General features: G+C 53.2%; 21 protein-coding genes. 7 read left to right on the forward strand and 14 right to left on the reverse strand.

Annotated elements, in window-relative coordinates; all coding sequences use genetic code 11:
• A partial coding sequence (locus tag Q1A69_RS01210; RefSeq protein WP_299579862.1) for a transposase occupies window positions 1-293 on the reverse strand: 293 nt, incomplete at its 3' end.
• Window positions 294-1,162: 869 nt separating this feature from the next.
• On the opposite strand from Q1A69_RS01210, the gene Q1A69_RS01215 reads away from it, so the two are divergent.
• On the forward strand, window positions 1,163-3,904 hold the full coding sequence (locus tag Q1A69_RS01215) for a TonB-dependent receptor (protein WP_299579865.1): 2,742 nt from the start codon (window positions 1,163-1,165) through the stop codon (window positions 3,902-3,904).
• 118 nt (window positions 3,905-4,022) lie between these two features.
• On the opposite strand, the gene Q1A69_RS01220 is transcribed toward Q1A69_RS01215, so the two are convergent.
• Window positions 4,023-5,156: a tetratricopeptide repeat protein gene (locus Q1A69_RS01220; RefSeq protein ID WP_299579868.1), complete on the reverse strand. Its 1,134-nt coding sequence runs from the start codon at window positions 5,154-5,156 to the stop codon at window positions 4,023-4,025.
• Window positions 5,157-5,536: 380 nt separating this feature from the next.
• Between Q1A69_RS01220 and Q1A69_RS01225 the strand changes: the two genes are divergently transcribed.
• Window positions 5,537-7,069: a peptide MFS transporter gene (locus tag Q1A69_RS01225; protein ID WP_299579871.1), complete on the forward strand. Its 1,533-nt coding sequence runs from the start codon at window positions 5,537-5,539 to the stop codon at window positions 7,067-7,069.
• Between the two features lie 99 nt (window positions 7,070-7,168).
• On the opposite strand, the gene Q1A69_RS01230 is transcribed toward Q1A69_RS01225, so the two are convergent.
• The 9 genes from Q1A69_RS01230 to fabV form a co-directional block, all read right to left on the reverse strand.
• Window positions 7,169-7,993 carry a sulfite exporter TauE/SafE family protein gene (locus tag Q1A69_RS01230; RefSeq protein WP_299579874.1) on the reverse strand — a complete coding sequence of 275 codons (825 nt, stop codon included), beginning with the start codon at window positions 7,991-7,993 and terminating at the stop codon, window positions 7,169-7,171.
• A 194-nt stretch (window positions 7,994-8,187) separates the two neighbouring features.
• On the reverse strand, window positions 8,188-9,012 hold the full coding sequence (locus Q1A69_RS01235; RefSeq protein WP_299579877.1) for a sulfite exporter TauE/SafE family protein: 825 nt from the start codon (window positions 9,010-9,012) through the stop codon (window positions 8,188-8,190).
• A gap of 94 nt (window positions 9,013-9,106) precedes the next feature.
• A complete protein-coding gene (locus Q1A69_RS01240; RefSeq protein ID WP_299579880.1) occupies window positions 9,107-9,883 on the reverse strand; it encodes an MBL fold metallo-hydrolase in 777 nt (258 codons plus the stop codon).
• The gene (gene bamC / locus Q1A69_RS01245) at window positions 9,883-11,076 is read right to left on the reverse strand and encodes an outer membrane protein assembly factor BamC (protein ID WP_299579883.1); all 1,194 of its coding nucleotides are present in this window, start codon (window positions 11,074-11,076) and stop codon (window positions 9,883-9,885) included. The genes Q1A69_RS01240 and bamC overlap by 1 nt, the downstream gene beginning before the upstream one ends.
• Window positions 11,077-11,110: 34 nt before the next feature.
• Window positions 11,111-11,986, reverse strand: coding sequence for a 4-hydroxy-tetrahydrodipicolinate synthase (gene dapA / locus Q1A69_RS01250; RefSeq protein ID WP_299579886.1), 876 nt, complete (start codon window positions 11,984-11,986; stop codon window positions 11,111-11,113).
• 92 nt (window positions 11,987-12,078) lie between these two features.
• Window positions 12,079-13,044, reverse strand: coding sequence for an LpxL/LpxP family Kdo(2)-lipid IV(A) lauroyl/palmitoleoyl acyltransferase (gene lpxL / locus Q1A69_RS01255; RefSeq protein WP_299579889.1), 966 nt, complete (start codon window positions 13,042-13,044; stop codon window positions 12,079-12,081).
• Between the two features lie 113 nt (window positions 13,045-13,157).
• Window positions 13,158-13,391, reverse strand: a complete 234-nt coding sequence (locus Q1A69_RS01260; RefSeq protein WP_299579892.1) for a DUF2789 family protein — start codon at window positions 13,389-13,391, stop codon at window positions 13,158-13,160.
• 74 nt (window positions 13,392-13,465) lie between these two features.
• The gene (locus Q1A69_RS01265) at window positions 13,466-14,509 is read right to left on the reverse strand and encodes an NADP(H)-dependent aldo-keto reductase (protein ID WP_299579895.1); all 1,044 of its coding nucleotides are present in this window, start codon (window positions 14,507-14,509) and stop codon (window positions 13,466-13,468) included.
• Window positions 14,510-14,683: 174 nt separating this feature from the next.
• Entirely contained in the window at window positions 14,684-15,862 is a 1,179-nt protein-coding gene (gene fabV, locus Q1A69_RS01270) for an enoyl-ACP reductase FabV (RefSeq protein WP_299579898.1), read from the reverse strand.
• A gap of 465 nt (window positions 15,863-16,327) precedes the next feature.
• Here fabV and Q1A69_RS01275 point away from each other — a divergent pair, with 465 nt between their 5' ends.
• Both Q1A69_RS01275 and Q1A69_RS01280 read left to right on the forward strand, forming a co-directional pair.
• On the forward strand, window positions 16,328-16,756 hold the full coding sequence (locus Q1A69_RS01275; protein ID WP_299579901.1) for a hotdog domain-containing protein: 429 nt from the start codon (window positions 16,328-16,330) through the stop codon (window positions 16,754-16,756).
• A 287-nt stretch (window positions 16,757-17,043) separates the two neighbouring features.
• A complete protein-coding gene (locus Q1A69_RS01280) occupies window positions 17,044-17,754 on the forward strand; it encodes a DUF2238 domain-containing protein (RefSeq protein ID WP_299579904.1) in 711 nt (236 codons plus the stop codon).
• A 9-nt stretch (window positions 17,755-17,763) separates the two neighbouring features.
• Here Q1A69_RS01280 and Q1A69_RS01285 read toward each other — a convergent pair whose 3' ends face one another.
• Window positions 17,764-18,240 (reverse strand): Lrp/AsnC family transcriptional regulator, encoded by a 477-nt coding sequence (locus Q1A69_RS01285; protein WP_299579907.1) that lies wholly within the window; start codon window positions 18,238-18,240, stop codon window positions 17,764-17,766.
• A 193-nt stretch (window positions 18,241-18,433) separates the two neighbouring features.
• On the opposite strand from Q1A69_RS01285, the gene Q1A69_RS01290 reads away from it, so the two are divergent.
• The gene (locus Q1A69_RS01290; protein ID WP_299579910.1) at window positions 18,434-20,107 is read left to right on the forward strand and encodes an aminotransferase class V-fold PLP-dependent enzyme; all 1,674 of its coding nucleotides are present in this window, start codon (window positions 18,434-18,436) and stop codon (window positions 20,105-20,107) included.
• A gap of 37 nt (window positions 20,108-20,144) precedes the next feature.
• Here the strand turns inward: Q1A69_RS01290 and Q1A69_RS01295 are convergent, their stop codons facing one another.
• Complete coding sequence (locus tag Q1A69_RS01295; RefSeq protein WP_299579913.1) at window positions 20,145-21,044, reverse strand: universal stress protein; 900 nt, start codon at window positions 21,042-21,044, stop codon at window positions 20,145-20,147.
• Window positions 21,044-22,534, reverse strand: a complete 1,491-nt coding sequence (locus Q1A69_RS01300; protein ID WP_299580351.1) for a SulP family inorganic anion transporter — start codon at window positions 22,532-22,534, stop codon at window positions 21,044-21,046. The genes Q1A69_RS01295 and Q1A69_RS01300 overlap by 1 nt, the downstream gene beginning before the upstream one ends.
• Before the next feature lie 411 nt (window positions 22,535-22,945).
• Here Q1A69_RS01300 and Q1A69_RS01305 point away from each other — a divergent pair, with 411 nt between their 5' ends.
• Both Q1A69_RS01305 and Q1A69_RS01310 read left to right on the forward strand, forming a co-directional pair.
• Window positions 22,946-24,226, forward strand: a complete 1,281-nt coding sequence (locus Q1A69_RS01305) for an efflux RND transporter periplasmic adaptor subunit (protein WP_299579916.1) — start codon at window positions 22,946-22,948, stop codon at window positions 24,224-24,226.
• 89 nt (window positions 24,227-24,315) lie between these two features.
• The gene (locus Q1A69_RS01310) at window positions 24,316-25,017 is read left to right on the forward strand and encodes an ABC transporter ATP-binding protein (RefSeq protein WP_299579919.1); all 702 of its coding nucleotides are present in this window, start codon (window positions 24,316-24,318) and stop codon (window positions 25,015-25,017) included.
• Window positions 25,018-25,025 lie beyond the last annotated feature (8 nt).

Here is a 25,025-nt window from a genome sequence, read left to right on the forward strand (position 1 = left end):
AGGCTCTTTGCAAAGTACGCTGCGGCCTTTTTTAAGATCGCCAGCTCCTCTGCCTGCTCAGCCAGCTGCCGCTTTAGTCGAGCATTTTCTGTGGCCAGTTCTCTCTCGGCATCCCCTCGGCTCTGATGTAACTTAGCCTTACTTCGCCATCCGTAAATCTGGGAAGGATGCAAGCCAAGCTGTTTAGCGGCAACGCTTACTCCGACCTTGAGTGCCAGTGCCAGGGCATCTTTTCTATATTCCTCTGAGTATTGTTTACGAGTGGTTTTGGTTGGTTTACTTGATCTTGTCATAGAGCACCTCTGCTGCGTAGTTTATCGCTTAAGAGAGTGTCCGTCGTTGGTGGGCAGGATCAGAAAGTACGTTATCGAGGTTTAGAAAAAACACACAGCGTTTTTTTCTGCTGGCCAACTTTACCAAATTATTAGTTGGGAAAAAAATCGGCGGCTCTAAGGTCAGTGTATCTTAAATCTTCTGCATGCAGATTTAAGATAGTAAAAATGGAGATGGCTGGACATAAGAACTGGAGCTTCGAACAAAAAATAACCATTTTTAGTTATGTGAAACGTGATATGAGGCTAAAGGTTAATTTTTCAGAGCATCCCTAGATCTAAATTAAAGTTATTGGACTTTTAAAGATAACATCTTATTAGTAATGACCTTCGCTCAAAAGAAGACAGCCCCTCCTGTTTAGTTAGCATTGGGTAAACAGACATCGATAAGTAATTCAAAGTGATTGAAACTAGAGAGCGTAAAACAATGACAAACAGCAGGATCTGTAGCATAACCCGAAGAGCACACTATGAAGACCCTTAAACTAATTGTTGCCGTTGGACTCCAAGGTAACAGTTACTGGCTGATTTTGACAAAATCAAAAACCGCTTAGTCTAAGACATATCCCGTAGAGAAATTATTTATCAACAACGGACTCATTAAAGCAAAAAAACTCACAAAACCTCATCTCAAGCAAAATATCCCCCCCCCAGAGGAACAAAAATTAGCCAGAAAATTAAGATTTAATCCGCTAAACATCTGATGTTGTGACTAATAAGCTGTCACAATAGTTCCAAAACGCTCTAAATTGATTTAAAGTCAGCATCGACAGGTTATCTTGTATACACCTAATAACCACAAAAGCACCTTAAGTATAAAAGGTTCCACTATGATCAAGACCAAACTGAGCGTTGCCATTGCAGCACTGGGCACCATCGCCAGCTCTGGCGTTTTCGCCCAGGAATCCATTCCCGGGCCAGAGGTTGAGGAAGTAGTTGTTACTGGCTCCCGCATTGCGCGTGACCCCCTATCCACTACCGGTCCTATCACTCTGGTTGACTCTGAAGCCATCCAGCGTTCCGGTGTGGGCACCATTGATGAGCTGCTCAACCAGCTTCCATCTATGGGTACTACCGGTATCAATGCTAATGACAACAACGGCGGTGCTGGTCTGTCATTTGTGGACCTGCGTAACCTGGGTTCTGCACGCACCCTGGTACTGGTGAACGGCCGTCGCTTTGTATCCTCCAGCTCCGGCGTGAGCTCTGCAGTGGATATGAACAATATCCCAGTAGATATGATTGACCGTATTGAGGTTCTGACCGACGGCGCCTCTGCTGTTTATGGCTCTGATGCGGTCGCCGGTGTGATCAACGTTGTACTGAAAGACTCTTTCGACGGTGTTCGTGTTAACGCCCGTGCGGGCGCCACCGAAGCGGGTGGGGGCGAGAATGGCGAGCTGTCCATTACCTTCGGTAAGGAATTCGATCGCGGTCAATTTATTGGTAATTTAACCCACAGCAAGCGTGATGAAATTACTTACAAAGACCGAGACTGGGCAGGATTAACAAGTGCTGTAGCTGCCACAGGTTCCTTATTCACCAAATATGGTGATGATGGGGCTTACACCATCAAGGAGGGCGGTACTGAGCTTGGAGATTACACCCCTTACGATATTGGCCAGTATATGTGGCTCTCTGGTGCTATGGAGCGTACCAGCTTAACAGGAAGCGGTACCTTCTCGCTCACCGACTCTATCGAGCTTTATGGTGAAGGCTCCTATACCCTTAAAACCACTAACCAGCAAATGGCCGCTCAGCCGTTATACACGGGTAATGGTTTAGCCTTAACCACAGACCATCTTCCTGCCGAAATTCAGTCACAGCTGGCAGAAGCTTGGGATGAAGCAGAGAGCCAATACCAAATTAAGCTGGCGGAGTACGAAGCCGCTAACGCAAAGTGGGAAGAGCTGGGTAAACCCGATGGACTCGAGCCTGAAAAACCCACACCTTCCCATGGTGATAATTGGTCTGATGGTGTCTCCTCTATTCTTGTTCGCCCCGTAGACGCAGGAACCCGTGACTCAGAACAAAAAACGGAAACCTTCCGTATCCTCGGCGGAGCACGTGGCGACCTGAATAATGGCTGGGGTTGGGACACCTTCTTAAGCTATGGCAAAAATGAAGGTGAAAACACCTTGGACAACGCCATCAGCAAAACAAAGCTACAGGAGATTCTCGACGGCACCAGTGGCATTGATGAAGAGAATATTCAATTCTTCGGCGGTCTCAGTGATGAAGTAGCCAACTACATCGGCTACACCGACTATGAAGATAATGAATATGAAATGATCAACTTCGGCGCCAGTCTGACTGGAGACATCGAAGCTATTCAGTTCCAGGGTGGCGCACTAGGTTTTGCGACTGGTGTTGAGTACCGCAAAGAATCTGGCGAGTTCAATCCAAGTGTAGAAACCCAAAGTGGTGACACTTTTGCCAATAAGCAGGAAGCAACTTCCGGTGATTTTGCCGTTACCGAGGTCTTTGCGGAGTTTAACCTGCCAATTTTGTCCGGGGCCAGGTTCGCAGATGAACTCTCAGTTGATGCGGCTATACGCTACTCCGACTACGATACTTTTGGCGGCCAAGCAACATACAAAGTTGGTGCCGTTTACGCACCGACAGAAAACTTGCGTTTCCGCTCCAGTCTATCTACCGCTTTCCGTGCACCTGGAATCTATGAACTCTATAGTGGCACCGCCCAGAGTTACCCATCACTAACAGACCCTTGTATCACTGATGATAAGGCTAACCCTAAAGGTCGCGGAGATAACTGTGATTCACAGCAAGTTTCCAAGACTGTAGTACAGGTAGGCAGCCAAATTCCGGTAAACATTGGCGGCAATGCTGACTTGCAGCCTGAAGAGTCAACCAGTTTCACAGCCGGTGTTGTGTGGACCCCAGCATTTACTGAAGATTTATCCATTACCTTGGACTACTTCAAGATAAAAGTTGAGGACGCAATCCAGTCTCCCGACCTCCAGCAAATACTGGACGATTGTTACCGTAACGAAGGCAAAGAGGCTGCCTGTAACTTGATTACCCGCCAGAATAATAACGATATCATCGACATAAATGGCCAAAAGATGAATGTTGGTGAAATCAATACCAGTGGTATCGATATCGATGTAGTACAAAATTTCCACTATGACGCCGGTAAGCTTGCCCTGCGCGCGCAGGCTACTCACCTACTTGAATATGAAGAGTACAATTCCCAAACGGGTAGTACTACTGACTACCTGGATAAAATCGAAGATACATCAGGTGCTTATACCAAGTGGCGTGGCTTGGCGAGCGCAACCTGGTACGCCGATAACTGGGACTTTGGCGCAGATGTCCAGTACATCGGTGATGGCCATAGCAAAACGTTGAATATGCCCTCCCACACTTACCTGAACCTAAAGGCAGGTTGGGATGTTAGTGAAGCTATGCGTTTAAGCGCAGGTATCGACAACGTAACCGATCGCGATCCATCCTATACCGCAATCAATGATGTGAATAGCTTCGATACCAATAGCACTTACGACGCCCAAGGCCGCTACGCATGGGCTGGTGTTACTTACCAGTTCTAAGTAACGACTCTCTAAGTCGAAAGTAAAAAGGGGCCATCTTGGCCCCTTTTTTGTTGGTAACGGTGTATTCGGGAGTGCCCCGCCCGATTGACCTTACCTATTTAGTCCAAGTAAGGATTTATTCACTCTCGATCACTAAGTGCAACTTACGTTGATACGCATTAACGGTTGAAAGACTAGTTACCCGCGAAAAAGCCTCTTCAAAGCTCTGTCGCGATGCGGCCATGTCACCGAGCTGATATCGAGTTAAACCAAGTAGAAAGTGGAAACGATGATCGTCCTCATGGCGTGAAACAGCTTTGCGCAGACGGCGCTCGGCGCGCTTGAAGTCCCCCTGCTCATAGGCGTCTCGTGCTTGGTAGAAAAGGAAGTAGGGATTGCGCTCCCGGTGGAAGCGGGCACGCTTGGCGTAGAGGTCGGCCAGTTCAGCTTTGCCATTGTAGCGGTGTAGCCTCTCCAGATTACTGATGGCAACGAGATTACTGCTTTTTAAATGAAGGGCCTGCAGGTAGCTCTGTTGTGCTTCGCGCATAAAACCGAAATGGCTGTACATGGCCCCCAAATTGGCCCATAGGTCACTTCTCTGCGGGCGTAACTCTAGTGCTTTACGCAGGTATAAAAAGGCCTGCTCCCTCTCGCCTGCACGCATTAATTCGACCCCACGGTTGCTGTAGTAAAGAGCGAAGGCCGTCGTGTCATCCAGGGTGTGCTGATCATAGGCGGAATCATAAGCAGAGAGGTTAAAGTCGATCACGCGACGGCCACGGGCGCTTTCCGACACCATATTCACATGGCGATAGACTACAAAGGTCTCGGCGTCGTCATGACTCCAAACCGGGGGGACTGCCACCTGATTAAAAGAGGCTTCGGCCCCTAGCTCCCTCGCCATCGCGACCATCATCAGAGTAAATGCCAAACAATTTCCCCGCGCTTGGCGGTAAGTCTCCATGGCGGTGAGAGTACTGCTTTCGTCGTATTCAACGGTAAAGTCGCGCTGCTCAAAGGCGCGAATCAATGCCGCCAAGCGGCTTTGTGGACTGGCGCTTGGAGCCAGCGCTCTCAAGTAGGCTCGTACATCGGAATCTAATCCCAGAAGATCCTCTTGTGGCAACTCCTTCATAGAGACGGTTCTGCCAAGCAAAGCTTCGCCACTCAAGGCTCTATCCAAGTCAATTGGATGGTTATCAGTGGAGGGCATGCTGACACAAGCGGTAAAAAACAAGCTCAGACTGAGTAGCAATAGGGTTTTCATTGTTATTTTCCCCTTAATATCCTTTGTTATTCAGGATTTAACACTTATCAGGCAGCAATGGAAGCACCCTATTAGCAATTCTCTAAATTGTCTCACAACGGTTCGCCTGTAAATTAGACAGCTGGTAAACTCTGGAGATTGCTTTGGAGGCTAGCGCGCTAGTTTCAATCACCGAGCTCAACGAGTAAGACTCTCTCGTAGCTAAGAATGGAACTGGTTAGCGAAAGTATCCTGAAACAATATCTTGAGGGGATATAGTTTCCCCTGAATAGACGAGAGGACCGAATGGTCACAGTGAGCCATTGCTCAGGATCAATAGAGATGTACCCGGTATGCCCCTGCATACCCTACTAGAGCTATAACAACTGGAAATTCAGCTTATGTCGTCGAACGCACATCAGAATGGGGGAGGCTTTTTTGGTCACCCAAAAGGGCTTTCCACGCTTTTCTTCACCGAAATGTGGGAGCGAATGAGTTACTACGGTATGCGCGCCCTGCTCGTACTGTTTATGACCGCCAGCTTGCAAGAAGAAGGGTTAGCCTTCACTGTTGCTGCGGCAACGGCTATTTATGGTCTTTACACCGGTGCCGTCTACTTCCTTGGTCTGCCCGGTGGCTGGATTGCGGATCGCCTACTCGGTGGTCAGCGGACGATATGGTACGGCGGCATTATCATTATGTGCGGCCATATCGTTCTGGCAATCCCGACTGATAGCAGTTTCTTTATTGGCTTGATCCTGGTTGCTTGCGGTACTGGTTTACTCAAACCCAATATCAGTGCCCTGGTCGGCCACCTCTATCAGCCCGATGATGTTCGCCGCGATAGTGGCTATGCGCTCTACTATATGGGCATCAACATCGGCTCCATACTCGGTTATGCAATTTGTGGATACTTTGGCGAAAATGTCGGCTGGCACTGGGGCTTTGGCGCCGCAGCAGTCGGGATGGCAGTCGGCCTAGTCCAGTACCGCAGGACCATTGGCAATCTTGGTGATGCCAGCCTGGCACCAGAGAATCCCTTAGCGCCAGAGAAGGCCAAGCTCGCATGGCGAGTCATTGGCGTAATCGCTATCGCTGTAGCCCTGATCACTGGTCTGGCTATGAATGGCACTATCACTATCAACCCAACCGTCATGGCCCAGTATGTCGCCGTGGCCTTTACCCTGACCTTCCTGGCCTATTTCGGATTCATCTACTTCGGCGGCAAGCTGAGCGCTTCCGAGAAAAAGAAAATGTGGGCCCTGTTCCTGGTTTGTGTGGCCTCTACCTTTTTCTGGTCAGGCTTCGAGCAGGCTGGATCTTCTCTTAACCTGTTCGGCCGCGATTACACTGACCGCCTGATCGGCTCCTTTGAGATGCCAGCATCCTGGCTGCAAAGCTTCAACTCACTATTTATCATTACCTTATCGCCTTTCTTCGCCGCTCTGTGGATTAATCTCGGTAAACGAATGATTACTCCCTCCTACGGGCTCAAGTGTGCGATTGGTCTTATCATCATGGCCAGCGGCTTCCTGGTCATGTTCTTCGCGGCTCAGTATGCTGCCGAAGGATTGAAAGTTGCGCCTTACTGGTTGGTCACAACTTACTTCCTGCACACTGTTGGTGAGCTTTGCCTGAGCCCAGTAGCATTGAGTGCAGTGAGCAAGCTGTCTCCACGCCGCTTTGCTGGACAGATGATGGGTGTCTTTGTACTGACCTACTCCATTGGCAATATCTTCTCAGGCCTACTGGCCGGACACTTTGATCCTAGCAATGTCGCCGAAATGCCAAGCTTGTACCTACAAATCAGTCTGTTTACCATCGGCGTAGGCATCATTCTCGCCCTGATCAGCTTGAAGTCGAAGTATTGGGAGAGTGACACCGGCGAGGCCCAACAGGCAGCCCCTTCTGGAGCAGGCACTAAAACTGCATAGAGCTCACTAGCAATCGTGCCTAAGAAAATAAAAAGCCGCTGTTCTCAGCGGCTTTTTATTTTTGAACATCAAAACCTATCCCCAGAATAAAATCTGGTACTAGCCAGTGATTAAGTTGTAATTTTCCCAGATAAAGTGAATCCCGATCGCAAAAAGCAATAAAGCAAAGCAAAGCTTCAACCGTGCGGCTGAGAATCGGTGGGCCAAGCTCGCGCCTAATTTGGCAAAAAATACACTGGTCAGAACAATCCCCAAAAAAGCTGGCCAATAAATATAACCACTGCTCCAGCTTGGTAGTAACCTGTTACCCCATCCCTGTACAACAAAACTAAGTGACCCGGAAATTGCAATCGGCAAGCCAAAAGCAGCAGACGTACCAACCGCTTGCTGCATAGCTACACGAAAATGTGACAGGTAGGGCACAACAAGAGCTCCCCCACCAATACCAAAGATGGCAGCAAGCCAGCCGATGCCCCCTCCCGAACACAATAGCGGGAGTGAACCTGGCAGATTGGCTTCACCATCTACTAACTCTCCTGAATGCAAACTCCCCAATCCCATGCGGAAAGCCATTACTATGGCGAAAATACCTATAAACAGCTGCAGCCAGGCGCCAGGTAATAAATCCGCCGTAACGCCGCCGAGCCAAGAGCCAAAAAGTATCCCCGGAGTCATGACCCAAAATAAGTGCCAATCCACTGCACCCTTTGCGTTATGGGCCCATACAGAACTGATGGAAGTCACGATAATAGTGGCCAGCGAGGTCCCCACAGCCATATGGGTCAACACTTCAGGAGAGACACCTGTAGCAGAAAAAATTAGTACCAGTGCCGGAACAATAATCAGGCCTCCGCCAATCCCCAGAAGACCTGCCGCAGTGCCAGCAACTGCACCGAGTAAAAGGTAAATGAATAAAATATCCATATCGTTTTAGTTTAGCCGCAAAAAACGATACGACTAATCACCCAATTATTTGGAGGGGATTGCTCCATATTTAAGGAGCCAGAAGACAATTGGATAAATGACCAAAACACCCCAAATAACTCCTGTCATTTCAAGAGCTTCAATCAAATAGCTGTACCATAGAGGCACTTTTTTATTAGGGTAAGCGAGTAGCCTTATGAAACGAGTAGATTACTATTGAGCCAAATAAAACGCCCACCGATGATACAGAGCAACACCGCAAAACCATGCTTTAACCACTTTGCCGGAAGACGGTGAGCCAGATTGGCGCCCAAGCGGGCAAAAATAGTGCTTGTTGCAACAATGCCCAAAAAGGCCGGCCAATAGATATAGCCGCTACTCCAGCCAGGTAATAGGATGTTGCCCCAGCCCTGCACCGCAAAACTCAGAGCGCCCGCTAGAGCAATAGGCAAACCACAGGCTGAGGATGTGGCAACCGCACGCTGCATTTGCACCCGGCAGCGGGATAGAAATGGCACCGTGAGTGAACCCCCTCCAATACCAAAAATCGCAGAGGCCCAGCCAATTCCAGCTCCGGAAAGAATCATTATGGGAGCGGCCGGTATATGGCCTACCCCCTCTGCCGCCTCGTTGTGCCGCAAGCCGCTCAACCACATGCGAGCGGCAATAATAATGGCAAAGATACCAATTAATAATTGCAGCCAGGCGCCGGGCAGCCACTCCGCCGTAACGCCTCCAAACCAAGAACCAAGGAGAATACCGGGAGTCATCATCCAAAATAAGCGCCAATCCACTGCGCCTTTTTTATTATGTGCGCGTACGGAGCTGATGGAGGTAATGATAATAGTTGCGAGAGATGTCCCCACCGCCATGTGGGTAAGAATATCCGAGGATATACCCATTGCAGTAAAAACCAGTACCAGTGCTGGAACAATAATCAAGCCACCGCCCACCCCAAATAGACCGGCAATAGTTCCAGCCGCAGCCCCCACCAAGAGATATACAAGTAAGGTTTCCATCCAATCCCTATCCTTACGAAGTCGCGAACACTGAGGACAGCCCTGCTTTGATTAAGAGTTCTTTATAAAGAGCATGGAAAGCGTTTTCGAGGCATTAATACCCTCGAGCTTCGACGGTAAGCCAGTCAAACCCGTCTTGCTGGCAAGCAAAAATACAGTTTTCAACACTTTCCAGCATTTCAGCCAAAGCGGAGCGGGCAAGTTCCAGCGAATTGTTTTTCTCGCTAATATGGGCAACTACCAAATGTTGAAGCTGCTCGTAACCCACGCGCTGTAGAAACCCCGCAGCCTGCTGGTTACTGAGGTGTCCATAAGCACCGCCCACCCGCCTCTTTAAAGAAGGAGGATAAGGTCCTTGGGCCAACATCTGAGGGTCGTGATTAGCCTCCAGAACCAGCGCATCGCACCCGGCAAAATGGGACTCTACGTGGGGAGTCACCGTGCCGAGGTCAGTCAAAAGACCAAGGCTGCTCCCGCGGCTGCGAAATACATACTGCGCAGCCTCTCTAGCATCGTGAGGCACGGCAACAGGTGTTACCTGGATATCGGCAACCACAAATGGCTGATGTCCCTCAATCAGATGTACTTGCGGCAGTTTGCCGATATCGCGGGCGCGGAGTGTTCCGGGGGTCAGGTAAATTGGCAGGCCATATTTACGCGCAAGCGGCGCGACACCAGAGAGATGATCGCTGTGCTCATGAGTGACCAGTATTGCCGTGAGGTCAGCAGGTGACATGCCGAGCCTCAACATGCGTCGCTCAGTTTGCTTGATCGTAAAGCCGCAGTCTACAAGGAGACATTGGTCACCACTGGCGACCAATGTACCGTTACCCTTACTGCCGCTTCCCAGAGAGGCGAAGCGCAAGCCCATTAAATCAGATTCTGCTGAATGGAAAGCAGCAGCTGGGAGGCCTTATTGCGTGAGAGAGGCTGGCCACGGGTATCGCGGACACGCACTTCGATTTCATCATTTTTGCCGCGAATCATGATCAGGTAGCCGGGGTAGTCGTCTTCGGGGACAGCGCCCACACCCAGCCCTTTAATTTCCTTGAATAGGGCCGGCTCACTTTCTACCGTGGGATCAATACCAGCGAGAATCTGCTGAAGAGTTACCTGGTCAGCGCTCTCGGCCAGCTCATCATCCTGTTTGGACTTTTTCCCCCAGGAGAACCAACCGCCGTCATCTTCTTCACTCTCCGCCAACTCGCGCTCTTCATCATAGGTGACGTAGAAAAGACCAATATCGGAGTCCTCGCGATGCAGGCGATAGGCGCCGGCGTTCACTGCGTGGGCAACCGTAGCCCAGGCGCGGTCCATTTCGAGACCCATAGAAATATAGGGCTCGTGTCCAACCGGTTCTTGCAGCTGCACTTTTACGGAGCTACCACCGATCGCCTGAGCCACCAGAGAAGCGGAGGCACCAGCAGTATCGGCAGCCAGGGCCGTGGACATTTCGTCGATCATCCAGCCCTCCCGTTCGGGACTGACAGAGCGCTCTGGCCAATTGACCGAACCACCTACCGGCGAATCGACGCCTACGGACAGGTGGCGCACATGGACTTCCGTGGTATCTGGCTGAACCCCGGTTTCGATCTGCAGACGGTATTTATCTTTGGTATCCGGACTTTCGTCGAAAGTCATCCAGGCGGTTTCCATAATACCGGTACTGGCGTCAGACATTTCCACTCGCAAGCCTGAGCTGCGAAGAAAATAGTGCAATTGAGGCCAGACCTCTTCCGGGGGCTGGGAAACCAATACCCAGCGATTGCTGCCCAGCTTCTGAATTTTTACCCGCTCCAGCCCCGCATTAACAGATATCGCCTGGGGACGCGGTACTTCAAAGTCGCCGCCCTCTAAGCCATTTGCGGCGATCTGAGGAATCTCATAGAGCTCTTCCTGATGTTTGGTATTGATACCTTCAGGGATTTGTAGGGGGGTCAGGCTATCTGCCTGCTGGTAATCGTTACTGCGATCGCGAAAATAGCCATCGTTGCCGAACACACCACAACCCGCCAGGGTGAGACTGGAAATACAGAGCGCGGCTCCAACGGTCAATTTGTTCATTAAAGCTTTCCTGATTAATTCACGATTCGCAGGTTCATAGTACGCCGGCACTGCGCAGAGCCTCGCGCACTGTAGCATGATGCTCGGGGGAGAGACTGGTCAGCGGCAGGCGGATACCGCCATCCATACGGCCCATCTCCCTGAGAGCCCATTTCACCGGTATCGGGTTGGACTCCAAAAACAAAACTTTGTGCAATATTTGAATACGTTGATCTATGGCCCACGCCGTCTCGGCATCATCAGTCAACGCGGCCTCGCACATCTGAGCCACCGCCGCCGGAGCCACATTGGCCGTCACACTAATATTGCCCTGCCCGCCCATCAGTATGAGCTCCATCGCAGTGCTGTCATCCCCGGAATAGACAGCAAACCCCTCTGGTAGAGTATCCAATAAAACTCTAGCGCGCTCCAGGTCACCGGTGGCCTCTTTGATTCCGATGATATTACTCACCGCGGCCAAGCGCTGAACCGTCTCGGGCAGCATGTCTACGGCAGTACGACCGGGTACGTTGTAGAGAATTTGCGGGATCGCCACCGCCTTGGCAATCGCGCGGTAATGCTGGTACAGCCCTTCCTGGCTCGGCTTGTTGTAATAAGGGGTCACCAGTAGGCAGGCATCGGCGCCACAGCGGGTAGCGTTTTCGGTTAAATCGATAGCCTCGGCGGTAGAGTTGGCGCCAGTTCCCGCAATTACCGGAATACGCCCCGCAACCTGATCCACCACCCGGCGGATAACCTCAATATGTTCATTGACATCGAGCGTCGCGGACTCCCCGGTAGTGCCCACGGCAACCAGCGCACGCGTGCCCTGCTCGATATGCCACTCAACCAGGTTGTGCAAACTGTCCCAGTCCAAGCTTCCGTCTGCGTACATTGGGGTGGCCAGGGCCACCATACTGCCGGTAAACATCCTCACTCCTTAATTATCGCGCTCGGCCTGGAATAGCACCGCCAGAGTCGAACCAGTATGTTACTTAGGGCGCAGAATCTATGCCAGTGCGACTAAGTCGCCACTTTTCTGCGCTTCTTTTTCTTCTTGCGCACCCCTTCGTACACATTGGTCGCTCCCTCTGGGCGGGTCTTAAAGCGGCGGTGCACCCACATATACTGCTCGGGAGCCTCGCGGATACGGGCTTCAACGAAGCGGTTGACCAGAATTGCGTCCTGGAGTTCATCTCCAGAGGGAATTTCATCAATGGGGTCGTACACCTTAAGGCGGTAACCGGAGTTGTCATCCAATCGGGTAACAACATAGGGTACGACCCGCGCGCGACCCACACGTGCGAAGCGCGAAGTCCCCGTCACCGTCGCCGCAGGCACATCAAAAAGAGGCGCAAAAACCCCCTGTTTGATCCCGTAGTCCTGGTCCGGAGCATACCAGACGATCCGGCCACGTTGCAGGGCGCGCAGTACCCCCCGCACATCTTTGCGCTGGTAAACGCTGCCACCGCGGGTATGACGCTCGCGTCCCTTGCGCTGCATATAGTCGTAAACAGGGTTCTTGTGGGGCCGGTACATGCCATCCAGGGTCATGCAGGTACCCATCAGCGCCGCTCCAAGTTCCAGCGTGGTGAAGTGCATTGCCATCAGCAATACACCCTGCCCCTGGGTATGGATTTCCTGTAGCTGCTCCAGGCCCTCGATGACACAGCGCTTGCGCAGCCAGCGCGCCGAGCGAAACCAGGCCATGCCGGTTTCCATCAAGGCGATACCGCTGGACTCGAAATTGCGGTGCAACAGGACGGCGCGCTCGGTGTCGCTGAGTTCGGGAAAGCAGAGAGCCAGGTTGCGCTCGGCAATGGTTCGGCGGCTGGTGGCCAACCGGAGCATTGTCCGGCCAAAACCACGCCCCATCGCCAGTTGCCAGCGGTAAGGTAGTTGAGCCACCAGAAACCAAAGGCCAAACAGCAGCCAGGTCAGCCAGTACCGGGGGTGCAGCAGGGCCGCTCGAAAACGGGGTTTTTCCATCGGATTTCGCTACGAAACCGGCACCCAGGTGCCGGTCCAATCGGTTGAATTCGGCGTAGTATAACCCATGGAATACGGCACTGGCGCGAACAACTGGCTAGCGCCTAGATACATTAATGGCGTAGTAACGAGTCGAGCTCATCGACCGCGACGCACCAGTCAGAGTCTTCTTCTATGGCGCTCTGCAAAAACTGTCGCTGCCCCTCGCTCCAGAAGGATGCCGCGGACAGTTTCTCGTGCCGGTGCAGGTAGTGGGTAATCAAAAATTCGTGTATTTCCGCATCCTCTGAGGCCAGCCCAAGCTGGGCGAACAAATCATTGAGGGTGTGATGTCCGGTCGTCTCCATAAATGCTCCCCTGTTGTGTTCCCTTTCCGGTTTCGCAATTTTCTCTACCAATTATAGATAGCCCGGAACCCTCACTAAGGCGCGGGATTAGGGTTATCGCTGTGAACCGCCTCAATCGCAGTCAGCAGCTCTTCGCCAAGCCGCACATCGACACTGGCGAGGTTACTGCGCAGCTGATCCAGGGAGGTCGCACCGATGATATTGGAAGTCACAAACGGCTGTTGGTTGACAAATGCCAGGGCCATTTGAGCCGGGTTCAGGCCAAACTGACGGGCCAGCTCGACGTAGGCCGCGGTAGCGATGCTGCTGCGCTCCCCGGCATAGCGCTGGAAACGCTCGTACAAAGTGAGCCGCGCACCTGCGGGTTTTTCACCCCCCAAATACTTGCCAGAGAGCATTCCAAAGGCCAGTGGTGAATAGGCCAGCAAGCCACACTGCTCGCGCAGGGACATCTCGGCGCAACCGACCTCAAAGGTACGATTCAAGAGGTTATAGGGGTTTTGGATAGAAACGATACGTGGCTTGCCTAGAGTCACCGACTCCTTGAGATACTCGTGCATACCCCAGGGCGTTTCATTGGAAATACCGATATGACGGGCCTTGCCCAATTTCACCAGTTCTTCCAGTGCACTGAGAGTCTCGGCAATGGCGATACCCTCATCTGCGCTGTGCTGGTAACCGAGGCGCCCGAAGAAGTTAGTATGGCGCTCTGGCCAGTGCACTTGGTAGAGATCGATATAGTCGGTGCCCAACCTTTTAAGAGAGTGATCGCAAGCCTCCAATATTTGCTTGCGATTGAGCCTGGGCCCGGAACGCAGATGACCCACACCGGAGTTGGCCTCACCGCGCCCAGCCACCTTGGTGGCAATAATCAGCTGGTCGCGCCCCCCCCGAGCTGTGAGCCACCTGCCGATATACGCCTCAGTCCGCCCCTGGGTTTCAGGGCGCGGTGGCACCGGATACATTTCTGCGCAGTCGATAAAGTTCACCCCCTGGCTCAGGGCATAGTCCAGCTGCTCAGCGGCATCATCGGCATTGTTTTGCTCGCCAAAGGTCATGGTGCCCAGGCAGATCTGGCTGACTTTGAGGTTGCTAGTACCGAGCTGGCGGTATTCCATGGAGTCCTCCTCCGCACAAATAAACAGGGAATTATGCCCCGCGTCGCCACTGATGGGGTAGAGGGCTAGGGGAACTTCACAAGAAGAGAGGCGGCAAATAAATAGTGCCGCAGGAGGTTGGGGGTGGCATCGCCACCCCCAACAGCAGGGACCCTGGAATTGCCCCCGCAATGATCAGCTAAATTCGGCCTCAACTTGCGGGCTGGTCTCCGCATCGTAGTCGACTCCCGCGACCCCAAAACCAAATAACTTGAGGAAATCGGCCTGGTAACCTTTGTAGTCGGTCAGCTCAAACAGGTTTTCCGCGGTTACTTGCGGCCATAATTTCTCAATTTTTGCCTGAGTCTCCGAACGCAACTCTTTGTCGTCCATGCGCAGGCGGTTTTCCCCATCGAGGCGTGGAGTGTCGGTATAAAGCCCCTCGGTGTAGAGGCGATAAAGCTGTTCAATACAGCCTTCATGGGTACCCTCTTCCTTCATCACCCTGTAAATAAGGGAAATATACAGAGGCATCACCGGAATCGCAGAACTGGACTGGGTGACCAGGGCCTTGAGCACCGCTACGTTGGCCGCCGCCGGACTACTCTCGGTAATCGCTCTGGCTGCGCGGTCCAGATCCTCCTTCGCCTTGCCAATCGTCGCGTGGCCGTATATCGGCCAGGTGAGCTTTTCGCCGATGTAGGTGTAAGCCACAGTTTTGCAGTTATCGGACAGCACACCGGCTTCGCCAAGCGCCTGCATCCACAGCTCCCAGTCCTCACCGCCCATCACCTTCACGGTGTTGGCAATCTCTTCCTCATTAGCCGGATCCACCGTGATATCAGTGATTTCCAGCTTATCGGTATTCAGGTTTTTTGCCGTGTAGGACTCGCCAATGGGTTTCAGTACAGAGCTGTAGAGCTCACCAGTCTTGGGGTCTGTGCGGCGCGGTGAGGCGAGGCTGTAGACCACAAGATCCACCTGGCCCAGATCCTCCTTAATCATCTCCACCGCCTTGGCTTTTATGGCGTCGGAGAAGGCATCGCCATTGATACTCTTGGCATAGAGACCGGCCTTGTGCGCCTCGCTTTCAAAGGCCGCAGAATTGTAGTAACCGGCAGAAGCGGTGCGCTTCTCCGTGGGCGGTTTTTCGAAGAATACCCCCAGAGTCTTGGCGCCACTACCGAAAGCGGCGGTTATCCGCGAGGCCAGTCCGTAACCGGTGGAGGCACCCACAACCAAGACCCGTTTGGGGCCATTGTCGATCGCTGGCTGCGACTGAATGTACTCAATCTGTTCGCGCACATTGGCGGCACAACCCTGCGGGTGGGCATTGGTACAAATGAATCCGCGTACTTTCGGCTGGATAATCATCCTTACTGTCTCTCCCTTTGCACTTGGGGAATCGTGGTTATGTGATCACAGATACGCTGACCGCGCATCGGGAAAACTATGGCGTAAAAAGCGGCATATCGACGCCTGAGTCACACCGCTTCGCCATTCTAATGGTTGTGTCTCAGGAGTCCCATAGCGGCTTTTCCCTCCTGTTAACCGGGCTGTCCAGAATATCCCCCGTGGCGGCCAAAGTGGCTACAATCCCTCACTATTGTGACTCAATGCACTATTTTTGAGCTAGAAATAGAGATTCGCGCCACCTTTGAGCGCTAACCCTCTATTTATGGCACCATTTTTTCTTATTTCCTTGGCTACACTTTTTCTGGCTTGGCACGCTGTATGCAGAATTTATTTTGTGGGTACCGTGATCACCTCACCCAGGTGGCTTCCGCACCCTCGATTACCATCGGCTGTTAAACCTCAAGCTAGTTAAGGAAGGTTCGCGTGAAATACTACTCCCGTCACTGTGTAAAACCCGGCGATCTGAACCCAGCCCAGCGCCTGTTTGGCGGCCAGTTACTCGCCTGGATTGATGAAGAGGCGGCCATTTTCGCCGGCTGCCAGATGGGCACGCCTATGCTGGTGACCAAAATCATGTCTGAGATTGATTTCATCAGCCCGGCCTGCTGTGGCGATGTGGTGGAGTTTGGTTTTGAGGTCGTGGGCATCGGCCAAACCTCCCTGACCGTGCACTGCGAGGTGCGCAACAAACAGACCCAGCAACTCATTGTGCACGTAGAACAGATCGTATTTGTTGCGCTGGATGCCAACGGCAAACCCACGCCCCACGCCAAAGCTGGTATGACGCTGAAACAGGCACACAACGCCACGCAACGCGAGCGGGAGGTGCGCGAACGCCGGCTCGCCAGCTAGCCCCCCAACGGTAATAAGCACAGCTTCCGGGTGGCGGTACACAAATCCTTGCGTCTACCGCCATCGAACAGATTGTCACTGGGTTATGAAACGTTGAAAGATCGAGTTCAAAGCTTCCTCAGCGGCCTCGATTTCTCCAAACAAGCCCCCTGGCAACTGGCTGCACCCATGCCCGCTTAATCACTGGGAGCCCGCACCGAAAAGAACCATAAGGCGCCATCCACAAAACAGGTCATTAGTGTATGCTGGCGCGGATATACCTTGTCTGCAATGGGGTTTCCGCAGTTATGTCCAGTCTTCGCCAACACGGGTACCGCCTGTTATTACTGGCCATTTTCACTCTTGCCTGGTCCTGGGCCGCCTGGGAACCGCTGCATCCGGATGACTGGCTATTGGAAAATTACCTGGTCTTCGCCGCCCTGCCGATTATTTTACTCAGCACCCGTATTTTTCCTCTCTCCAATGTTTCCTACACACTGATCACCCTATTTATGTGCTTGCATGTGATCGGATCGCACTACACCTATGCCGAGGTGCCCTTTGGCGTCACCCTCGGCGAGTGGCTCGATACTGAACGCAATATGTACGACCGGCTTGTGCATTTCAGTTTTGGCTTATTACTGGCCTATCCAGCCCGAGAAATTTTGATTCGCCTCGCCGGCCTGCGTGGGTTTTGGGCCTATTTTTTCCCGGTGGATATCACTTTCGCCCTCTCTTCCATCTACGAAATTATTGAGTGGCTAGCCGCGCGCAGCGTGTCACCGGAACTCGGCATCGCCTTTCTCGGTTCGCAAGGAGATATCTGGGATGCACAAAAAGATATGCTGCTTGCGGGGCTCGGCGCCATATTGGCCATGTCCATCGTCCTCGCCCTGAACCTTTGGCTGAACGCCAATACTTGGCGGGACATTCGCAATAGTGTGCAGGTGCCCGCAGGGGATCGCACCCTCGGGGAGACCAAGCTCCTGCAGTGGTGGCGCAAGCGCCACGGCCACTAAAGCAGCCTCTCAGCCCCCATCGGCATAGGTTAACGGCAGGCGAGTTGTCTGCTTCATGGTTTCCATCACAAAACTGGAACTGACGTCGAAAAGGTCGGCCTTGATCAGCGCCTTGTAGAGGCGGTCATAACCGGGCATATCGGTCACCACCGCCTTGATCAGGTAATCGAGATCCCCACTCATTCGGTGAACCTCTAAAATCTCCGCAATACCCTGCACCAGGGTATTGAATTGCGTCGCCCACTGATCATTGTGCTGGTTGGTACGGATGGAGATATACACCGTGAGCGGCAGGTTGAGCTTATGCGGATTGAGGAGCGTGACTCGCTCCGCGATCACTCCCTCCTCCTCCATTTTCTGGATACGGCGCCAGCAGGCTGATTTCGAAAGTCCTACCCTATCGGCAATTTCCCCAACCGAGAGCGTCGCATCCTGCTGCAATAACTCCAAAATTTGCCTGTCCTGCCTGTTAAGCCCTGTCCCCATTTACTCTCCCCTACCGCTACCAACCTCATCTGTGAAGCTATCGTCTCACCAAACAAATAAATTTCAAAACATTGAACCCCAATATAGAGAATATCGGCACAACGTATCGAAATTAGAAAAAAAATCGTGCAAATAGGAACATTGTTTCGGGCCCAAGGCACTAGAGTGGCACTACAAAACAAGGAGAAGGGCTATGATCACTCTTATCAAGCACATCCGTGAATCTGTCATCGGCGACAGGCTGCCAATCCCCACGCCTTTTGGATCCAGACCCCTGATCTATGCCGACTACACCGCATCCGGCCGCTCACTGAGTTTTATCGAGGATGCGATCCGCCAGCGGGTCCTGCCCTTCTATGCCAACACCCACAGTGAAAGCTCTTATACCGGCGCGCAAACCTCTGCTCTGCGGGAAGAGGCCCGCGAAGAAATTCGCCGTGCGGTCAATGCGGGCCCAGAACACAAGGTGATTTTCTGTGGTTCCGGGGCTACCGCCGCCATCAACAAATTGATCGATATCCTCAATTTACGCCTGCCGGCGGACCTGAATGAACGCTACCAACTGCTGGAGAGAATCCCGCAGGAGCAGCGGCCAGTGGTTTTTATTGGCCCCTACGAGCACCATTCAAATGAACTGCCCTGGCGAGAGAGCATTGCCGAACTGGTATCTATTCCCTTGGACAGTGATGGGAGCCTGGATACCGAGAGCCTGGAAAACCACTTGTGTACTTACGCCGAGCGCCCCCTGAAAATCGGCAGTTTTTCCGCCGCCTCCAATGTGACCGGAATCATCACCGATATAAAAGCCGTAACCCGCCTGCTGCACACGCACGGCGCCCTGTCATTTTGGGACTATGCGGCGGCGGCGCCCTATTTGAAGATCGACATGTGCCCTGCCGAGGACTCTCAGGAATATGCCACTATGGAGGCGGTCTTTATCTCTCCACACAAATTTGTCGGTGGCCCAGGCACGCCTGGTGTCCTAATCGCACATCAAAAACTGTTGCAAAACTCAGTCCCGGCAACACCCGGTGGGGGCACTGTGCTTTATGTGACTCCAGAAGATCACCGCTATCTGAAAGATCCGGAACGCTGTGAAGAGGGCGGTACGCCCGCTATTGTCGAGTCGATTCGCGCCGGAATGGTCTTCAAGCTGCAGAGCATGGTGGGCACCGATGAAATTACCCGACGTGAAGAGGTATTGGTAAAGCGCGCCCTGCGGCGCTGGTCGCAGGTGGATAACCTCGAAATTCTCGGCAGCCTGGATGCGCCGCGCCTCTCCATCGTTTCCCTACGGGTCCGCTGGCAGGATAAAGACCTGCATTACGGTTTTGTCGTGGCGCTGCTTAACGACCTTTTCGGCATTCAGGCACGCGGTGGCTGCTCCTGCGCGGGCCCATACGGTCACACCCTACTGGGCCTCGATATGGATTACAGCCACGCCCTCGAAAAACAGATTATTCAGGGGCAAAAACTCTTGCGTCCGGGCTGGGTACGCCTGAACTTTAATTATTTTATTGACGATGAGGTCTTCGAATACCTGCTAGAAGCGGTGGCCTTGATCGCGCGACACGGCTGGAGACTACTGCCCTACTACGCCTTTGACACAACCCAAGCGGTCTGGCGTTATCAGAATACAGCCCCGGAGCCGAGAACTAGCCTGGCAGAACTGGACTTTCTCAATTTAGAGGGGGGTCGGAAGGAAAGCACCCAGCCGCTGCGCGCGCTGGGCGATTATCTGGCCATCGCCAAGGAAGCGTTGTGTTGCAAGCGGCGGGAAGCACACTACTGCGATGTAACACTTCCCGCAGAGGCTGAGGCTCTACGCTGGTTCGTCAGCCCCGGGGAAGCAGCTCGCGCGCTCTAGGGCCCCAGTTCAACAGCGCCTAAGTGTCAATGCAGTATCAGCGCAACAACAGTAACGGCTGGCGAGTCTTCAACAGCATCTTTGCGGTGATGCTGCCCATTAACAGATCGCGCAGGCGATTGTGGCTAAAAGCCCCCATCACGGTGAGATCAATCTGATGTTCAGCCTGGTAGTCAATCAGGGACTCCACTGGATTGCCCTCCAGATGGCTGGCGGTCACCGCCAGGCCGGCCGCATCCAGTTCCGCACTGGCCTGCGCCAGTAGTTTTTGCGCGACGTCCTCAGGCCCCACACTCACCAAGTGGCAAGATAACGGTTGAAACAACGGGCTCTGGGCCACCAGAGACAGCGCTTTGCGCGCGGCCTCACTGCCGTCGTAAGCGAGCATGATGCGCTTCGGAGGCTGGAATTCCCGATTCACGACCAGAATGGGCTTGTGCAGCGCTCGCACCACCGTTTCCAATTGAGTGCCCAGGCCTTTATCGGAATCTGCGTGTTCTTCGCCGCGAATCCCCAACACCAGAACGCGAATGGAGTCTTCAAGCTCGACAACGGATTCGGCCAGGCTATCGTGACGCTGACAGGTCATCGCCTGCTGAACCCCGGCAGCTTCAACACGGCTTCGCGCAGCCTGTAACATCAGTTTGCCCTGCTTCACCAGCAGCTGTGCGCGCTGCTGTTCCAGCGCGGTCAACTCCTCCAGCAACTCTTCCTGACTGCCCAGGCCGATACTACCGGTAAAGTCTGTTACCGCCGGAACCTCACTGCGCTCGATGTTGTGCAACAGCTTGAGCGGCGCGCCCAGGTTATCGGCCAGCCAGGCCGAGTAATCGCAGACCGAGCCGGTATAACGGGAGCCGTCGATACAGGAAAGTATCAGCGGCGCGGTCGCGCCAGTTCCCGGTACAGGGTTGTTATCGCTGTTGCTTATGGCCATCAATGTCCTCCAAGAACCCTTTCAATTTCCTCGGGTTTATCGTGTACGCCGAACCGATCGACGATCGTCTCAGTGGCTTTATTTAACCCCACCAACTCCACCTGGGAGCCCTCGCGACGAAACTTCAACACGACCTTATCGAGGGCGCTCACCGCAGATACATCCCAGAAGTGCGCGCGGCTCAAATCAATAACGACGGTGTCCACGACTTCTTTGAAGTCGAACGACGCGGTAAATTTATCGGCGGAGTTGAAAAATACCTGCCCTATCACTTTATAGGTGCGACGACTCTGTGCCTCATCGAGCTTGCTGCTCACATACATAAAGTGGCTTACCTTGTTGGCGAAGAACAACGACGCCAGTAGCACACCGACAAATACACCATAAGCCAGGTTATGCGTCCACACTACCACAATCACCGTCGCCAGCATCACCAAGTTGGTGGAGAGCGGATAGTGCTTCAAGTTGCGGATGGAGCCCCAGTCAAAGGTGCCAATAGAAACCATGATCATCACCGCAACCAGTGCCGCCATGGGAATCACTGCCACCCAGTCACTGAGGAAAACCACCAGGGTTAAGAGGCCAATACCTGCTACCAGGGTCGAGAGACGCCCGCGACCGCCGGACTTCACGTTGATCACCGACTGGCCGATCATCGCACAGCCGGCCATGCCGCCCAGAGTGCCGGCGGCAATATTGGCAATGCCCTGCCCCTTACACTCGCGATTTTTGTCGCTGGGGGTATCGGTCAAGTCATCGACAATAGTCGCCGTCATCAGAGATTCCAGCAGACCCACCACCGCCAAACCGGCGGAATAGGGGAAGATGATCTGCAGGGTTTCGAAATTTAGCGGCACTTCGGGCCAGAGGAAAATTGGCAGAGTGTCGGGCAGTTCACCCATATCGCCGACGGTGCGGATATCTATCCCCATGATCACGGCAACCGCAGTGAGCAACAAAATACACACCAGCGGTGAAGGAATTGTCTTACCGATTACGGGCACATAGGGGAAAAGATAAATAATCCCCAGGCCCGCTGCCGTCATGGCGTAGACCTCCCAGCCACCGCCGACCAACTCGGGCATCTGTGCCAGGAAAATCAGAATCGCCAAAGCATTCACAAACCCGGTCACCACAGCGCGGGAAACGAAGCTCATCAAGCTTCCCAGCTTCAGGTAGCCGGCGATAATTTGCAGTACCCCCGTGAGCAGCGTCGCCGCCAGCAGGTATTGCAGCCCGTGCTCCTTCACCAGTGTAACCATCAGCAACGCCATGGCACCGGTGGCCGCGGAAATCATCCCCGGCCGGCCACCGACAAAGGCGATAACCACCGCAATACAGAAAGAGGCGTAGAGTCCGACCCTGGGATCTACCCCGGCGATAATGGAAAAGGCGATGGCCTCGGGAATCAGGGCCAGAGCCACTACCAGGCCGGCGAGGACGTCGCGACGTATATTGCCGAACCAGTCGGCTTTGGTCGATGAGAGCAGCGAAGGAAGGAACATAAACGCAATAAATTTGAATTGATCAAAAAAAGGCCGCGCACTCTACCACAAGCACAGCCCCCCCGCATGAATCCCCCTTTCAGACCATAGGTTGCGTGGACAGGTTTTTGCCATCCGCTTTGCCCGGTTTCACTTACCCCCACCTTTTACTGCCCCGTTCAAACACCGGACAGGGCGGACAGCGGACACTTTTCGCGGACACCCCAGTAAAACCTCGCCATCTTTCAAAAATTAAAAAAACTATATATTTCAACAGGTTAAACCATTTTCAAAAGTTGGCACAGAGCTTGCTATCTACCCGGAAAAACCAATTTTTTGGATTTGCATCCGAACAGAAAAGCTTTTGCATCCAAGTTGGGAAAGCAAAAGTATCGATACAGAGAAATGGACAGCAAGATGATCAGAGACACTTCCAGGCAAGATACAAAAATAGAAGCAGCGCCACTGTGGAAGAACCCCAAAGCAATAAAAAGTACCTTGGCTCTCGGCTTCGCCGTTGCTTTTCTCACCTGGGGAATCAACGCTTGGCACAGCACGGGCTCAGTCGATCACACCCTCTCGCTGTCGCGCATCAACATCGCCCAGGTCGAGCGCGGCAACCTGGTACGCGATCTAGTCGTACAAGGCAAAGTGATCGCCGCCAACAGCCCCACCTTGTTCAGTCCAGCGCAGGGCATAGTGAAGTTTTCCGTAAAAGCCGGCGACAGCGTCAAAGCCGCCCAGAGACTCGCCTCGGTGGATAGCCCGGAGCTGTCCAGTCAGCTCGCCCAAGAGAAGGGCCAACTCAACCAGCTTTCAGTGCAACTGCAACGACAGAAAATTCAAGCCAAGCGCCAGCAGATGGAAAACCAGCAGAAGGCCGATCTGGCCGAGGTTAATCTCATCGCGGCCAAGCGGGAACTGAAGCGCTCGGAACTCTCCATGGAGAAACAGATTATCTCCCTGCTCGATTTTGAAAGAAGCAAAGATGATATGTCCCGCGCCAAGCTGGAATACCGCCAGGCCGTACAAAATGCGGAGCTGGAAAAAGAATCCCTCACCTTTGAAACCCAGACACTGGAATTGCAGCTGTCCCAGCAACAGCTCCAGGTTGAAGAGCTCGAACGCCGCGTGCGCGAGCTCGACATTCTCTCTCCCGTAGATGGAACCATTGGCAGCCTCGCGGTCACCCAGCGCAGCGCCGTCGCCGCTAACACACCGCTGATCACCGTCGTAGACCTCACCAGCTTCGAGCTGGAAGCCGCAGTCCCCGAAAACTATGCCGACGATCTGGGCCTGAATATGGCCGTAGCAATCAATTTGGGGGGCAGTGAGCTGCCCGGTGAAATTACCGCAATATCCCCGGAAGTGATCAACAACCAGGTCATCGCCCGCGTGCGTTTTACCGAGGCACAACCACAGAACCTGCGTCAGAACCTGCGCCTCACCGCTCGCGTGCTGCTGGAGAACCGCAATAACGTATTGCTGGTAAAACGCGGCAGCTTTCTCGATCAGAGCGGGGGTCGCCATGTATTTCGCCTCAACGATGAACAACAGGCCGAGCGCGTTGCCATCCAGGTCGGCGCACTGGGTTTAAGGCAGGTGGAGATCGTTTCCGGTTTGCAGGAGGGGGACCAGATCATTATCTCCGCCGCCGAAGAGCTGGAGAGCGCGCAACTGGTTGCCTTGAAGAAATAGAGACACTCAATGACCGGCGGCTGTAGAAATTCTATGACTCCGCTAATGAAACAATTTAAAAATTCAGTGAAAAAACAAGGAACATCGCCATGCTTAAAATGCATAACGTTCGCAAGAGTTTCCGTACAGACACCATAGAAACCCACGCCCTGCGCGACTTCAGCCTGGAAGTGAAAGAGGGAGAGTTCGTCTCTGTCACCGGCCCCAGCGGCTCCGGTAAGACCACTTTTCTCAATATCGCAGGGTTATTGGAAACCCCAACCGGAGGACAATACTTGCTGGATGGTGAAGATGTCAGCAACCTGAATGACCGCCAGCGCTCACGACTGCGCAATGAGAAAATTGGTTTTATTTTCCAGGGATTTAACCTGATCCCCGACCTGAATCTGTTCGACAATATCGATGTACCGCTGCGCTATCGCGGCTTCAATGCCAACGAGCGGCGCAAGCGTATCGAAAAAGTGCTGGAACAAGTGGGCCTGTCCGCCCGCGCCAAACATCTACCCGCACAATTATCCGGTGGACAACAACAGCGTATCGCTATCGCCCGCGCCCTGGCCGGCGAACCGCGCTTTCTGCTCGCCGATGAACCCACCGGTAATCTCGACTCCCTGATGGCACGCCAGGTTATGGAGCTATTGGAGTTTATTAACGAGTGGGGCACGACCATTGTGATGGTTACCCACGATCCGGAACTGGCCCGTCGCGCACACCGAAATATTCAAATTGTGGATGGCCAGGTTTGCGATTTACGCGCAGTTCCCGCCCAGCCTGCTGCCGTTACCGTCTGAGGAGTTGG

Source organism: uncultured Microbulbifer sp., from assembly GCF_947498635.1.
GTDB lineage: Bacteria > Pseudomonadota > Gammaproteobacteria > Pseudomonadales > Cellvibrionaceae > Microbulbifer > Microbulbifer echini.

Bases quoted from the DNA above. Each gene is read 5' to 3' on its own strand.
- Q1A69_RS01265 (WP_299579895.1), bottom strand. From the start codon at position 14,509: ATGGAATACCGCCAGCTCGGTACTAGCAACCTCAAAGTCAGCCAGATC.
- Q1A69_RS01240 (WP_299579880.1), bottom strand. From the start codon at position 9,883: ATGGGCTTGCGCTTCGCCTCTCTGGGAAGCGGCAGTAAGGGTAACGGT.
- fabV (WP_299579898.1), bottom strand. From the start codon at position 15,862: ATGATTATCCAGCCGAAAGTACGCGGATTCATTTGTACCAATGCCCAC.
- Q1A69_RS01225 (WP_299579871.1), top strand. From the start codon at position 5,537: ATGTCGTCGAACGCACATCAGAATGGGGGAGGCTTTTTTGGTCACCCA.
- bamC (WP_299579883.1), bottom strand. From the start codon at position 11,076: ATGAACAAATTGACCGTTGGAGCCGCGCTCTGTATTTCCAGTCTCACC.
- Q1A69_RS01285 (WP_299579907.1), bottom strand. From the start codon at position 18,240: ATGGGGACAGGGCTTAACAGGCAGGACAGGCAAATTTTGGAGTTATTG.
- Q1A69_RS01220 (WP_299579868.1), bottom strand. From the start codon at position 5,156: ATGAAAACCCTATTGCTACTCAGTCTGAGCTTGTTTTTTACCGCTTGT.
- Q1A69_RS01305 (WP_299579916.1), top strand. From the start codon at position 22,946: ATGATCAGAGACACTTCCAGGCAAGATACAAAAATAGAAGCAGCGCCA.
- Q1A69_RS01235 (WP_299579877.1), bottom strand. From the start codon at position 9,012: ATGGAAACCTTACTTGTATATCTCTTGGTGGGGGCTGCGGCTGGAACT.
- Q1A69_RS01260 (WP_299579892.1), bottom strand. From the start codon at position 13,391: ATGGAGACGACCGGACATCACACCCTCAATGATTTGTTCGCCCAGCTT.
- Q1A69_RS01310 (WP_299579919.1), top strand. From the start codon at position 24,316: ATGCTTAAAATGCATAACGTTCGCAAGAGTTTCCGTACAGACACCATA.
- lpxL (WP_299579889.1), bottom strand. From the start codon at position 13,044: ATGGAAAAACCCCGTTTTCGAGCGGCCCTGCTGCACCCCCGGTACTGG.
- dapA (WP_299579886.1), bottom strand. From the start codon at position 11,986: ATGTTTACCGGCAGTATGGTGGCCCTGGCCACCCCAATGTACGCAGAC.
- Q1A69_RS01290 (WP_299579910.1), top strand. From the start codon at position 18,434: ATGATCACTCTTATCAAGCACATCCGTGAATCTGTCATCGGCGACAGG.
- Q1A69_RS01295 (WP_299579913.1), bottom strand. From the start codon at position 21,044: ATGGCCATAAGCAACAGCGATAACAACCCTGTACCGGGAACTGGCGCG.
- Q1A69_RS01280 (WP_299579904.1), top strand. From the start codon at position 17,044: ATGTCCAGTCTTCGCCAACACGGGTACCGCCTGTTATTACTGGCCATT.
- Q1A69_RS01230 (WP_299579874.1), bottom strand. From the start codon at position 7,993: ATGGATATTTTATTCATTTACCTTTTACTCGGTGCAGTTGCTGGCACT.
- Q1A69_RS01215 (WP_299579865.1), top strand. From the start codon at position 1,163: ATGATCAAGACCAAACTGAGCGTTGCCATTGCAGCACTGGGCACCATC.